Origin of the sequence: Hyphomonas sp., from assembly GCF_022844445.1 — a bacterium.
Classification (GTDB): Bacteria; Pseudomonadota; Alphaproteobacteria; order Caulobacterales; family Hyphomonadaceae; genus Hyphomonas.
This window is the reverse complement of record NZ_JALHLS010000002.1, coordinates 1-12,098: the sequence shown is the minus strand read 5'-3', so window position 1 is coordinate 12,098 and position 12,098 is coordinate 1. Positions and strand designations below refer to the sequence as shown.

The 12,098-nt window shown below is 61.7% G+C and carries 10 protein-coding genes; 5 read left to right on the top strand and 5 right to left on the bottom strand.

What is annotated here, in order from left to right:
• Positions 1–91: 91 nt before the first annotated feature.
• The 4 genes from Q0C17_RS03120 to Q0C17_RS03105 are packed head-to-tail and all read right to left on the bottom strand — an operon-like array spanning position 92 to position 4,672.
• Positions 92–1,594 carry a Do family serine endopeptidase gene (locus tag Q0C17_RS03120; RefSeq protein WP_291201169.1) on the bottom strand — a complete coding sequence of 501 codons (1,503 nt, stop codon included), beginning with the start codon at positions 1,592–1,594 and terminating at the stop codon, positions 92–94.
• A gap of 59 nt (positions 1,595–1,653) precedes the next feature.
• Positions 1,654–3,108, bottom strand: a complete 1,455-nt coding sequence (locus tag Q0C17_RS03115; RefSeq protein ID WP_291201166.1) for an MFS transporter — start codon at positions 3,106–3,108, stop codon at positions 1,654–1,656.
• 35 nt (positions 3,109–3,143) lie between these two features.
• Positions 3,144–4,367 (bottom strand): acyl-CoA dehydrogenase family protein, encoded by a 1,224-nt coding sequence (locus Q0C17_RS03110; RefSeq protein WP_291201163.1) that lies wholly within the window; start codon positions 4,365–4,367, stop codon positions 3,144–3,146.
• Positions 4,368–4,381: 14 nt separating this feature from the next.
• Positions 4,382–4,672 carry a putative quinol monooxygenase gene (locus Q0C17_RS03105; RefSeq protein ID WP_291201160.1) on the bottom strand — a complete coding sequence of 97 codons (291 nt, stop codon included), beginning with the start codon at positions 4,670–4,672 and terminating at the stop codon, positions 4,382–4,384.
• Between the two features lie 467 nt (positions 4,673–5,139).
• On the opposite strand from Q0C17_RS03105, the gene Q0C17_RS03100 reads away from it, so the two are divergent.
• The 4 genes from Q0C17_RS03100 to Q0C17_RS03085 all read left to right on the top strand — a co-directional run bounded on the left by Q0C17_RS03100 (position 5,140) and on the right by Q0C17_RS03085 (position 8,719).
• Positions 5,140–6,069 carry a metallophosphoesterase family protein gene (locus Q0C17_RS03100; RefSeq protein ID WP_291201157.1) on the top strand — a complete coding sequence of 310 codons (930 nt, stop codon included), beginning with the start codon at positions 5,140–5,142 and terminating at the stop codon, positions 6,067–6,069.
• Between the two features lie 63 nt (positions 6,070–6,132).
• Positions 6,133–6,723, top strand: a complete 591-nt coding sequence (locus Q0C17_RS03095; RefSeq protein ID WP_291201154.1) for a polysaccharide biosynthesis/export family protein — start codon at positions 6,133–6,135, stop codon at positions 6,721–6,723.
• Between the two features lie 358 nt (positions 6,724–7,081).
• Positions 7,082–7,777: a sugar transferase gene (locus Q0C17_RS03090; protein WP_291201151.1), complete on the top strand. Its 696-nt coding sequence runs from the start codon at positions 7,082–7,084 to the stop codon at positions 7,775–7,777.
• 69 nt (positions 7,778–7,846) lie between these two features.
• Positions 7,847–8,719 carry a family 16 glycosylhydrolase gene (locus tag Q0C17_RS03085; RefSeq protein WP_291201148.1) on the top strand — a complete coding sequence of 291 codons (873 nt, stop codon included), beginning with the start codon at positions 7,847–7,849 and terminating at the stop codon, positions 8,717–8,719.
• 3 nt (positions 8,720–8,722) lie between these two features.
• On the opposite strand, the gene Q0C17_RS03080 is transcribed toward Q0C17_RS03085, so the two are convergent.
• Positions 8,723–10,933 carry a Tex family protein gene (locus tag Q0C17_RS03080; protein ID WP_291201145.1) on the bottom strand — a complete coding sequence of 737 codons (2,211 nt, stop codon included), beginning with the start codon at positions 10,931–10,933 and terminating at the stop codon, positions 8,723–8,725.
• A 160-nt stretch (positions 10,934–11,093) separates the two neighbouring features.
• Between Q0C17_RS03080 and Q0C17_RS03075 the strand changes: the two genes are divergently transcribed.
• Positions 11,094–11,768 (top strand): A24 family peptidase, encoded by a 675-nt coding sequence (locus Q0C17_RS03075; RefSeq protein ID WP_291201142.1) that lies wholly within the window; start codon positions 11,094–11,096, stop codon positions 11,766–11,768.
• The last annotated feature ends 330 nt before the right edge of the window (positions 11,769–12,098 follow it).

The window sequence follows — 12,098 nt, the reverse complement described above, 5'->3', positions numbered from 1 at the left end:
AGGCGGATTTGTTGCGGATGCGGCGCGCGGGTGTCGCTAAGCTTGCCCTTCTTCCCTCTCCCACTTCGTGAGAGAGGGAAGAAGAGGCAAATCAGGTCCGAACGGTACCTTTGACGGTCCGGCCGTTGCGTTCGATCTCGATTTCCCACTCGCGGCCGCCTTTGGCGACGACGCCTTCAAGGTCCTTGACCGACTTCGTGGTCTTGCCGTTCACGGCGCGGATGATGTCACCCGGCTGGAAATAGTTGCGCGAGATCGTGCCGCGCGTGACGGAGTGGACGTAGATGCCCGAGCCCTTTGAGAAAGGATCAAGGCCGTTTTCCTCTGCAAGGCGCGGGGAGAGTTCGATGACGCGGGCGCCGTTGAAGATCGACGCACCTGACAGCAGCACGACGTCCGCTTCGGTCGCGCCCGGCGGCGGCTCGAGTTCGACATTGATCGTCTGGACCGCGCCGGCACGTAGCACCGTAAGCTTGGCAGTCTCGCCCGGATTGCGAACGGCGGCGAGGAACTTCAGACCCTTCTCGTCGAACACTTCGCGCTCGTCGATAGCGGTCACGAGGTCGCCGCGGCGCAGGCCGGCATTGGCAGCCGGGCCGTCAGGGTAAACTTCGGTGACGATGACGCCGACCGGACGGGCAAGGCCTTGTGTCTTGGCGATGTCGAAGCTGACCGACTGCGCGGCAAGGCCGAGCCAGGGGCGCACAAAGGTGCCGCCATTGACGGCGGCATCGACGACGCGCTTGACCATCTCGGACGGGATGGCGAAGCCGATGCCGACCGAGCCGCCGGTGCGCGAATAGATGGCGGTGTTGACGCCGACGAGCTCGCCCTTGGTATTGATCAGGGCGCCGCCGGAGTTGCCGGGGTTAACCGCCGCGTCGGTCTGCAGGAAGAAGGAGTAGTCGGAGACGCCCACATCCGTGCGGGCGGTGGCAGAAATAATGCCGCTGGTGACCGTCTGGCCGACACCGAACGGATTGCCGATGGCAAGCACGAGGTCGCCCACCTGAACGGCGCGGGTGTCGGCGAAATCGAGGGTCGGCAGGCGCTCGGCGCCGGTGTCGATCTTGAGCACGGCAAGGTCCGTACGCTCGTCGGCGAGCAGCAGCTCGGCGGCATATTCGCGCCGGTCGCTGAGCACGACGCGGAAACTGTCAGCGCCCTGGATGACGTGGTTGTTGGTGACCACAATGCCTTCGGCTCCCACGATGACGCCTGAGCCAAGCGAGTTTTGAACGCTGCCCTGAGCGGGGACGCCGTAAAGCAGCTGCTCCATAGGCGTGACCCGGCTCTTCACGTTTTTCGCAGTGTAGACGTTCACCACGGCCGGCGACGCGCCTTTCACCAGTGGCGCGAAGCTCAGATAGATCTCTTCCTGTGACTGGGGGACAACCGCGGGAGCGGCCTGCGTCTGTGCGGGGGCCGGCTTGCCAGGCGGCAGGGTGGCCGCCGCCGGGGAGAGGTCACCCGGCTGACGCTCAGCCTGTGAAAACATGGGCGCCAGCGCAACCGTGAGCAGCATCAGGACGGCCACGCTGAGGAAAGCGAGGAGTTTGGAAACGTGTTTGGTCATGGTGCGTGGATCGGTCATGAGTATGGCTCTATTGCGGCTCCAATTGAGGCGCAATTCGTACCTTCATGACATTTCAGTCAGGGGGCGTCAGAGGCCGCTGCTGCTGCGTCCCGCTCGCGCAGAAGGCGCAGGTTTTCGCCATGCGACTCCCGGCTGATCTTGTAGAAACTGACGCAGATGAGCATCAGCGTCCAGGCCGCGAGCACTGATACCCCGTAACCGAATCCAAGCGCCCGGATCGACTCCTCGCTGGCCCCCGCCCCGCCGCCACCGGTAGAAAACCCGGAAACCCAGAGCACCGCAGAAGCCGTCATGACGCCGGCCCCCTGCGAGAGCTTCCGGATGAAGCTGATGCCGGCAAAAAAGATGCCTTCAGAGCGGCGGCCGGTCTGCAACTCGCTGTCCTCGACGATGTCGGCAACCATGGATGCCATCAGCATCTGGGTGGCGATTATCAGGGCCAGGTCGAAGATCGTGATGAAGAAGATGATATTGAAAAGCGCTTCCGTGCCGTTTGGCGGCAACAGGCCGAGAAGGCGCAGGAAGACCGGCATTGGCGCAATGGTGAAGGCGAGTGCGCCGATCACGATGGCGCCGCGCTTCTTGCCGAAGGTCTTTCCGACCAGCGGGGCGATGATCAGGGCGAGAATGGCCGAGACATAGATCGCTGCGGTTATGGTGGCGATCTGGGCGTTGGTGAAGCCCCAGAAGATTGTGTTGATGTACTGGTTGAGTGTGGCCGAAATGCCAGACGCGATGAGGCCGCAAAGCGTCGCGAGGAACAATGCCCTGAAGGAAGGATTTGAAACCGTCTCGAAGATTTCCCTGAAGACCATGCCGAGCGTGATCTTGCGCGCGGCTGGAGGCGCCTTCAGGTGCGGGATGTGGCTGTGCGTGCCGGCTGTACAGATCAGCGCACAGATGAAAATGCAGATTGCGGCGACGAGACCGTAGGTATTCCAGCCGTCGACATTGAACACGCCGACTTCAATCTCTTCCGTAGGCACAAGCAGGAAGCGGAACAGAAGTATCTGGATCGTAAGGCCGCCAAACCAGCCAAAGAAGGTACGCAGGGACAGGAGCGACGTCCGGGCGTCATAGTCCTGCGTCAGCTCCGCCGCCAGCGCCGTGCCGGGCACGTCAAAGAAGGTAAAGGACAAGCGAACGAGAATGGTCAGCGTCACCAGCCAGAGAAACAGGTCATTGCCGGTCATTCCCGCCGGCGGGTTCCAGGTGAAATAATAAGTGACCGCAATCGGGATCAGCGCCCCATACATGAAGGGATGCCGGCGCCCGAGCCGGGTGCGCATGTTGTCTGACCAGTAGCCGACGATCGGATCCGAAAAGGCATCGACGACGAGGGCGATCAGGAGCGCTACTGCGACCAGCCCGGCATCTACCCCCAGGATGTTGGAATAGAAGAACAACAGGACATATTCGAACCCGTTGTTCTTGACGCCTTCCGCCGCGCCTCCGATGCCAAACGAAACACGTGTCAGCAGGCTGGGCGCGGCGGCAGTGGCTGTCGTCATCGGGGCAATCCTATTAAGGGGGTCGGTCATTGGCCTCAGAGGCCGAGCACAGCCTTCGCCATGATGTTGCGCTGAATCTCGTTCGAGCCCGCATAGATCGAGGTCTTGCGGTAGTTGAAGTAACTCGGCGCCGCAGTCAGGGCATATTCCGGTGTAGGCGACTCAATGTTCGAGCCGGGGCCGGCCAGGGCCACCGTGTCCTGTACGAAAGGCTCGGCATAGAGGCCAGCCGCTTCGAGCGCGAGTTCGGTGATGGCCTGCTGGGCTTCCGATCCGGCGCATTTGAGCATCGAGCTTTCCGGGCCGACATTCTGTCCTGCCGACAGTGAAGACAAGACGCGCCGCTCGGTGGCATCGAGCGTGTCGATGCGCATTTCCAGCAGCGCAAGCTTGCGAGCGAAGTCGGGATTGCGGATCACAGGCTCGCCGCCATCCATTTCCTTCGACGCGATCTTGCGCGCCTTGTTCAGCATGTGGCGCAGGCCTGGCGCGTAGGCGTTGCCCCGCTCGAACTCGAGCAGGTATTTCGCATAGGTCCAGCCCTCGTTCTCCTTGCCAATCAGCGCGTCCTTGATCTTCACACGGACGTTCTCGAAAAAGACCTGATTGATCTCGTGCTGTCCTTCGGCCGGGCCGTCGAGTGTTGGCAGAGGACGCACCGAAATGCCGGGCAGAGACATCGGGAATACGATGAAGGAGATGCCTTCCTGCGGCTTGCCCTCCTTCGAGGTGCGAACGAGACAGAAGATCATGTCGGCCCACTGGGCGAGCGTTGTCCAGATCTTCGAGCCATTGAGGACGTACTCGTCGCCGTCACGCACGGCGCTCATCTGGAGGCCGGCAAGGTCGGAGCCGGCGCCGGGCTCGGAATAGCCCTGGCACCACCAGACTTCGGAGGAGAGAATGCTCGGCAGGTGCTTCTTCTTCTGCTCGTCATTGCCGAAGGCCATGATGACCGGAGCCACCATCGAGACACCAAACGGCGCCACGTTTGGTGTGCCGGCGCCCGACAATTCGGAGTGCAGGATGTAACGTTCGGTCGTGGACAGGCCCGGGCCGCCATATTCCTTTGGCCAGTTCGGCGCGATCCAGCCCTTCGCGGAAAGCTTCTTCTGCCAGGCCACCTGGCTTGCCTTGTCGACATAGCCATTCTTTGACAGGGCCATGCTCGCCCGCAGGTCCTTGTCGAAGTTTGCTGCGATCCAGTCGCGCACTTCTTTCTGGAACTTGAGGTCAGACGGTGAAAGCGAGAGATCCATGGCCGCCGCTCCCGCTATTCGACGATGTCGTAGTACTGGATCTCAGGGGCGCCGCCGAGAACCGCGCCGAGCTTGGGCCCCGCTGCCTTGAAATAGTCGGTCTGGCCATGCGCCTTCAGCGCGTCAGCGGACGCATACTGTTCCATGAAGATGTATTCGGTGGTCGAGCCCTTGGTCTTGTAGAGTTGATAGGTCAGGCATCCGGGCTCGTTCGCCTTCACTTTGGCCATCAGGTCCTTGGCGACCTGTTCGAACTCTCCCTGTTTCCCGTCCTGAATCTTCAGTTTGGCGACGACACCGATCATCTGCGTTCTCCCTCATAGTGGTCTGGTGCCACACTATGTAGTCCTCCGGACTCGGCAAGCCCGTCCCCAAGGGTATGGTGACAAATCGTGGAGGGTTAATGCCGGTTGCGTGCCCAAGACCGGGCCGGGGGGCGCCCCGAAACTGCGTCAGACGGGTAAACGTCCGATGCGGCGCCAGACTATTCCCGCTCGGGCCCTGCACGGGTCCGTATCCGGCACACTCGCCTTGTTGGTGTATTGGCCCTTCGTCCTGAAGCTGCCGGCCCGGCCAGCCGTTGTGGCCGGCGCCCGCAGCTGCGGCCGGCCGCCGGACGCTATGCCGGTCATTCTGCCGGAACCATGCTCTCGAGTTGGGCAGCAGGCTGTCCGGCGCAGGCCGTTCATCAGGAAAGGTTAACGATCCGCTCAGCCGGTCTTGGTTTTGGCCCGTAGATTGCGTAGTCTGACGGATGAATTGGATACTTTCCATGGCCAGCGCAAATGATCGAGTGCCCGCGGCGAGCGAACGGCTGAATTTTTTCGGCCGGACTGCGCGTGCGCTGCGAGCCCGCATCAAGCGTGGCTTCGGGTTGGTCGAACCTGTGGGCGAGCCCGAAGAATATGGCAGGCTCCAGGGCAAAGGCGCCGAACTTAAGGAGCCGGACCGGGTCATCGCAGCCCCTGAAGGCGTTTGCCTTTATGCGGTCGGCGACATCCATGGGCGCCGCGACCTCCTCGATCAGCTGATGGAGCTGATCCGCGAGGACGCCGACAAGCTGCCGGAAGGCATCAAGCCGCAGATCATCTTCCTGGGAGATTATATCGACCGCGGTCTGAAGTCGCGGGACGTGATCGACTTCTTCACCAGCGGCGCAGCCGACCGGTTCGACCCGGTCTATCTGATGGGCAATCATGAAGAGGCGCTGCTGCGCTTTCTGCAGGAAGCCTCGTTCGGCAACCAGTGGGCTCGCTATGGCGGTGCCGAAACACTCTACTCTTACGGCCTCGCGCCGCCGAATCAGCGCGCCAGTCTCAATTCACATGAAGAAATGTCGGCCGCACGGGACGCCTGGGCCCGGGTGTGGGGCGAGTTTCGCAACCGCTTGCCGGCCGAACACCTTGCCTTCTTCCAGTCGCTGAAACCCTACCATGTCGCAGGGGACTACCTGTTCGTGCATGCTGGCCTGCGCCCGGGCGTGGAGCTGGAAGAGCAGTCGATTCGGGACATGCTCTGGATTCGCGAGGAGTTCCTCGATGACCGGGCAAATTTCCCGCAGATGGTCGTCCATGGTCACACACCTATGGATTCCGTCCATCAAGATGCCCGGCGGATCGGTCTGGATACTGGCGCGTTCCTGACGGGGCGCCTCACCGCGGCAAGGCTGACAGGCACGGAAGTTGCTTTCCTCAGCACCTGAGTCATTTATTCGTTGCCATATAGGCGACACTACAAACACGGCCCTTGGGAGAATTACGCAGACATGATCGCGCTTCGTCCTCTTTATATCCTCCTTCTTGCTGCCGCGGCGCTTGTGCTTTCGGCCTGTGGTTCAACCGGCGGACAGTCGGCCGGGGCCCGCGAGGCCTCTGCCGAAGCCCTGACCCAGGTCGCCACCGCTTACACGCTCGGCTCCAGCGACCGCCTTCGGGTCACGGTGTTCGGCCATCCCGACCTGTCCGGTGAATTCGAAGTCGACGGCTCGGGCGCGATCTCGCTGCCGCTTATCGGCCAGCAGCAGGCGCTGGGCCTGACCACCAAGCAGCTTGAAGAATCGATCACGACCACCCTGTCCGGCGGCTATATCCTCAATCCGCGCGTCAGCGCTGAAGTGATCAACTACCGACCCTTCTACATCCTTGGCGAAGTCGGACGCCCCGGCGAATATCCCTACACGAGCGGCCTGACGGTGCAGAACGCAGTGGCCGCAGCGGGCGGCTTCACTTACCGCGCCAACAAACGAATCATCTACATCAAGAGCATGGATTCGGACCGCGAGATTCCCTACGACCTGACACCGGGTACCGTGGTCAAACCGGGTGACACATTGCGGGTTGGTGAACGGATCTTCTGATCCCAGCTGCTGTTTTTTGCCTGCAGAAGGGGCGCTGCGATCTCCTGCGGCGCCCTTTTTCGTTGTGCGAGAAGCCTTGCGGCGGTGCAGCACGGCCCCGCAAACCGCCCGTAACACTGTTATTCTGGGTAATCTGCACATCCGGGCGGCACGAATGGCATTTCAGTGCCGTAATATTTAACGAATACTTCTTGTCACAGTTGAAACTTCTAAAATCCTCTTAATTCGCAACCGCAGCAGTGGTATACGGTTTGCAATTGCCCAGTTCAGGACAAGGGAATGGTTTTGTGTGGCGCCGTGGGGGCACCTTCAAAGCTTAGACCTGAGCCGGGCACAGTGGACTTTGAAGGGGAACTAAATGGAATTCCGGTACGGCGATCAGACAGGAAGTCTGAGCAGCGACGGCTATGCGCATACAGAAGCTGACAGCGCGCCAGAAGGCAGCGATTTCAGCGCAAAGCGCATCTTTGACGTCGCTGTCGCTTCGATCGCGCTCATCTTTGTTGCGCCGCTGCTTCTTGTTGTAGCGCTTCTTATCCGTCTCCAGGACGGCAAGAAGGCGCTTTATTCGCAGCCGCGCTGGGGCCGGAACGGCGAAACCTTCCAGTGTTTCAAGCTCCGCTCGATGGTGCCTGACGCTGCCGAGCGCCTGGACGCCGTGCTGGCGAGCGACCCGGAAGCGAAACGCGAATGGGACCTCACCCAGAAGCTGACCAACGACCCGCGGATAACGCCGCTGGGCAAGTTTATTCGCGCAACTTCGATCGACGAGCTGCCGCAGCTGCTGAACATCGTGCGCGGTGACATGTCGTTCGTCGGCCCGCGCCCGATCCCGCTCTACGAGCGCTCCAAGTATGGCGAAGGCTTCGAATACTATTGCCGTGTCCGTCCCGGTTTGACCGGAATCTGGCAGATCAGCGGCCGCAGTAACGTCTCGTACGCCGAACGCGTCGAGATGGACACGGCCTACGTCAAATCGCATACGTTCGCGGGCGACATTGGCATCATGCTCAAGACGGTTCCGGCGGTACTGATGTCGGTCGGCGCGAAGTAAGCCGGCCCGCGAACTCTGAATCCACGCGAAGGGACGCAGTGCGCCCGGACTTAACGGAAGCGCGCGGCGATGCCCCGAAACGGAGCCGTCAGACCCTACCAGCTGCACACCATCGGCGCATTCGCCCTGGTCGCCTGCCTGGTGATTGGCGCGCTGGCCTTGTTCGTCCATCCGCCGGCCTCCGATCCTGAAAAGACCGCGCCGACCTCCGTGCGCCCGCCCGGGGTGTCGGCGCGCGAGGTTGCAGGGTCTTTCGTGCATCATTTCGGCCGCAAGCATGATGCGGCGCACTGGTACAAATCGGACTTCATGTACCCGAACTCGCCTCATCCCGCGTGGAAGGCGGAACTGATCCACTTCGCCAAGGACCGAATAGACCTTGAGGTCAGGCGCGAGAAGAACGGTTACAAGACCATCGCCGGCGCCGAGTACCAACGGCGCGGCTTTTTTCACTACGGCCGGTATGAAGTCGTGATGAAACCGGCAAAAGGCTCCGGCACGGTGTCTGCGATGTTCACGCACACTCACGCCCAGTTCGGCGACCCGCATGACGAGATCGACATCGAATTTCTCGGCAACCGGCCGCGCGAGTTGCACCTGAACTATTTCACTGGCGGCATCGCCGCCGGGTCGATCTATGTACCACTCGGTTTCGATGCGACCAGGGAAGTGCACCTCTACGCATTCGAGTGGGAGCCAGATGAGATCCGCTGGTATGTCGACGACCGGCTCGTCTACACGGCAACACCGGCCACGCTCGCCATCCCGCAGACGCCTGGCCGGCTGATCGTCCACCTGTGGAGCGGCGGGCGCGAGCAGTATGCCTGGCATGGCCGGCCGACCTTCAAGGACGGCACGCGGGCCTCGATCTACTGCCTGAGCTTCCGGGCACTAGGCGACGACACCGCCCAGTGCTCCAGCACGTTCCGCGCGAAGCAGTAGCGGTCAGCGACGTCCGCCGGCATAGCCGCGCGGCTCGGCGCCGGCCTCGGACTTCATGCTCAGCGCAATTCGCTTTCGGGCCACATCGACTTCCTTGACGCGCACCCGCACAACCTGCCCTGCCCGAACCACCGTATGCGGATCTTTCACGAACGTATCGGAGAGTTCCGAAATATGGACGAGGCCATCCTGATGGACGCCGATATCGACGAAGGCGCCGAAGGCAGTGACGTTAGTGACAACGCCCTCCAGTGACATGCCGGGTTTGAGGTCAGACAAGGTTTCGACGCCGTCCTTGAAGGTTGCTGTCTTGAATTCGGGGCGCGGATCGCGACCGGGCTTTTCAAGTTCCTTCAGGATGTCCTTCACGGTCGGCTCGCCGAATGTGGCATCCGCAAAGTCGCGCGGCTTCAGCTTGGACAGGAAGGCCTTGTCACCTACCAGGCTTTTCACATCGCGGCCGGTCTTCTCGGAGATACGCTCGACGACTTCATAAGCCTCCGGGTGGACACCGGAACCGTCGAGCGGGTTCTTTGCGTCGCGGATCCGCAGGAAGCCGGCAGATTGTTCGAACGCTTTGGGGCCCATGCGCGGCACCTTCTTGAGCGCTGCGCGCGACTTGAAGGCGCCGTTCTCGTTCCGGAAGGCGACGATGTTGGAGGCGAGCGTTTCATTGAGACCGGATACGCGCGCGAGCAGCGGCGCCGATGCTGTGTTCACGTCGACGCCGACCGCGTTCACGCAGTCCTCGACGACAGCCGAAAGAGAACTGGAGAGTGCAGACTGATCCACATCGTGCTGATACTGGCCAACCCCGATAGCCTTCGGCTCTATCTTTACAAGCTCCGCCAACGGATCCTGCAGGCGGCGGGCGATGGAAACCGCGCCGCGGATGGAGACGTCCATGTCCGGAAATTCCTTCGCCGCGAGCTCCGACGCCGAATAGACTGAGGCGCCGGCTTCGGAGACCATTACGCGCGTCAGGCCGAGGTCCGGCATCTTGGATTCCAGTTCGGCGACAAGCTTGTCGGTCTCGCGGCTGGCGGTACCATTGCCAACGCTGACGAGCTGGACTTTGTGCTTCTTGGCAAGCTTGGCGAGCGTCATCAGGGCCCCGGCCCAGTCACGCTTCGGTTCATGCGGATAGATGGTGGTGGTTTCGAGCACCTTGCCGGTGGCGTCGACCACAGCAATCTTGCAGCCGGTGCGGATGCCGGGATCGATGCCCATCACTGTTTTCGGACCGGCGGGCGCCGCAAGCAGCAGGGCCTTCACGTTCTTCGAGAAGACGCTGATCGCTTCGCCGTCAGCGCGCTCCTTTACACGGGCAAAAAGGTCGTTCGTGCAGGCAGGGGCAAGGCGCGTCTTCCAGGCGATCTCGGCTGTTTCGGCGAGCCAGGCATCTGCCGGGCGTCCCTTGCGGGAGATACCGCCCTTCGCCATCACCACGGCGACCGCCGGATGGACAGCTTTATCCGCATGCGGAACATCCAGTCCGAGCTTCAGAACGCCTTCTTTCTCGCCGCGCAGCAGCGCGAGGAGACGGTGTGACGGCAGCTGCTCGATCGGCTGATCGAAATCAAAATAATCGGAGAACTTGGCGCCCTCTTCCGCCTTGCCCTTGGCGACGGATGAGCTGACCTTGCCCTCGGCCCACATCTTCTCACGCACGGCGCCGACGATTTCCGGCGTTTCGGCCAGCGTCTCCACAACAATGTGCCGCGCACCTTCCAGCGCTTCAGCGGCGGAGGTGACGCCCTTGGACTTGGAGACGAATTTCGCGGCGATCTCGGCAGGATTCAGCAGTGGATTGGCCAGAAGCTGCTCCGCGAGCGGCGCGAGGCCGGCTTCGCGCGCAATTGTCGCCTTGGTACGCCGCTTCGGTTTGAACGGGGCGTAGATGTCCTCGAGCGCGACCTTGGTTTCAGCGGCGTTGATCTGCTTTTCGAGCGCGGGGGTCAGCTTGTCCTGCTCGCGGATGGATCTGAGGATCGTGTCACGCCGGGCATTCAGGTCCGTGAGATAGGTCAGCCGGGCCGCGAGATGGCGCAGCTGGGTGTCATCGAGGCCGCCGGTGCGTTCCTTGCGATAGCGCGCGATAAAGGGGACTGTGGCGCCCTCCCCGATCAGGTCGATCGCCGCAGTGACCTGTTTTTCTTCGACATTCAGTTCGCGGGCGATGATGCGGGCGATCGAAGCGGGAGCGGCGGACATGCGCGGGATTTCCTCTGGATAACGGCAAGACGGGCATGCGCCCAGGCTGCCATCATGTGAGGCCGCATGGTTCACAAATCGTTTCCGGCAGCGCGGATGACAGGCCCGCTGAGCCATAGCATAAAGTGGCAGACTGCGCCGGGAAATGCCGCGAGGAAAGATGACCGCGATAGACGCGATCCTGATTGCGGCCGGCTTCGTGGCGGGCGCGGGCATCGATACCGGCGCGGCGCAATATGCGCGCAGCGTCGCCGGTTCCAATGCGGACAGCGTAAGCGAATCGACGCTGGTCACCAGACTCCTGTCCAGTTTCGCGGGAGTTGGTGCGGCGGTCCTGGCCGTCGGGTTAGCACCTTCGGAGCTGCGCCTCTTCACGGCGGCGTTCGGCGGCATTCTCTTGGCGCTTGCAAACATCGACTTTCGCACACAACTGCTCCCGGATCTTTTGAACGCCGCACTGCTTCTGCTCGGCGCGGCGATGGTGCTTGTGACCCGGCGCGAAGAATGGCTGATGCATGCGGCCGGCGCAGTCATCGGATTTGCTGTGCTGTGGGCGGTTGAGACCGGATACCGGCGCCTGCGCGGGCGCGAGGGGCTTGGACGCGGTGATGCGAAGCTTCTGGGGGCTATCGGAGTATGGGTTGGCGCAATGTCTCTGCCGCACGTTTTGCTTGTTGCGTCGCTGTCGGGCATCGCCGCCGCGATCATCCAGTCCTGGCGCCGTGCGGCGCCGATTGGCGCGGCAACAGCAATTGCCTTCGGACCATGGATCGCGCTTGGCGGTTTCACGGTATGGCTGCTGCAGTTAACAGCGCCGCAGCTTCTCGGCTATTGATCCGCTTCCGGACAAAAAGGAAAACCCCGGTCTCCTTTCGGAGCCGGGGCTTATTTGGGTGCGGGAACAGGATTTGAACCTGTGACCTTCAGGTTATGAGAACGGCTCGGGCCATTTCCCGCGTTTTCACGGCACGTCCCGAAACCGTCATAACCACCTGATTACACTAAATATAATTTGACACTTACGACTCTTAGCGTCACCCATCGGACCCGCGAAATCCCGCTAATCTGCTTCCAATATGCTTCCAAATCCGGAGCACCCGATGGCGAAAATCACGATCCGTTCTGCCGACGCTCTGAAGGCCGACAAGACCGAATCCTTTCTCTG

What these genes read in the sequence shown, in the direction of transcription:
- Q0C17_RS03105 (WP_291201160.1), bottom strand. Translation starts at nt 4,672, where the DNA reads ATGATCGGTGTCGTCGCCAAACTGAAGATTCAGGACGGGAAACAGGGA.
- Q0C17_RS03100 (WP_291201157.1), top strand. Translation starts at nt 5,140, where the DNA reads ATGGCCAGCGCAAATGATCGAGTGCCCGCGGCGAGCGAACGGCTGAAT.
- Q0C17_RS03110 (WP_291201163.1), bottom strand. Translation starts at nt 4,367, where the DNA reads ATGGATCTCTCGCTTTCACCGTCTGACCTCAAGTTCCAGAAAGAAGTG.
- Q0C17_RS03085 (WP_291201148.1), top strand. Translation starts at nt 7,847, where the DNA reads ATGCCCCGAAACGGAGCCGTCAGACCCTACCAGCTGCACACCATCGGC.
- Q0C17_RS03120 (WP_291201169.1), bottom strand. Translation starts at nt 1,594, where the DNA reads ATGACCGATCCACGCACCATGACCAAACACGTTTCCAAACTCCTCGCT.
- Q0C17_RS03080 (WP_291201145.1), bottom strand. Translation starts at nt 10,933, where the DNA reads ATGTCCGCCGCTCCCGCTTCGATCGCCCGCATCATCGCCCGCGAACTG.
- Q0C17_RS03095 (WP_291201154.1), top strand. Translation starts at nt 6,133, where the DNA reads ATGATCGCGCTTCGTCCTCTTTATATCCTCCTTCTTGCTGCCGCGGCG.
- Q0C17_RS03090 (WP_291201151.1), top strand. Translation starts at nt 7,082, where the DNA reads ATGGAATTCCGGTACGGCGATCAGACAGGAAGTCTGAGCAGCGACGGC.
- Q0C17_RS03075 (WP_291201142.1), top strand. Translation starts at nt 11,094, where the DNA reads ATGACCGCGATAGACGCGATCCTGATTGCGGCCGGCTTCGTGGCGGGC.
- Q0C17_RS03115 (WP_291201166.1), bottom strand. Translation starts at nt 3,108, where the DNA reads ATGACGACAGCCACTGCCGCCGCGCCCAGCCTGCTGACACGTGTTTCG.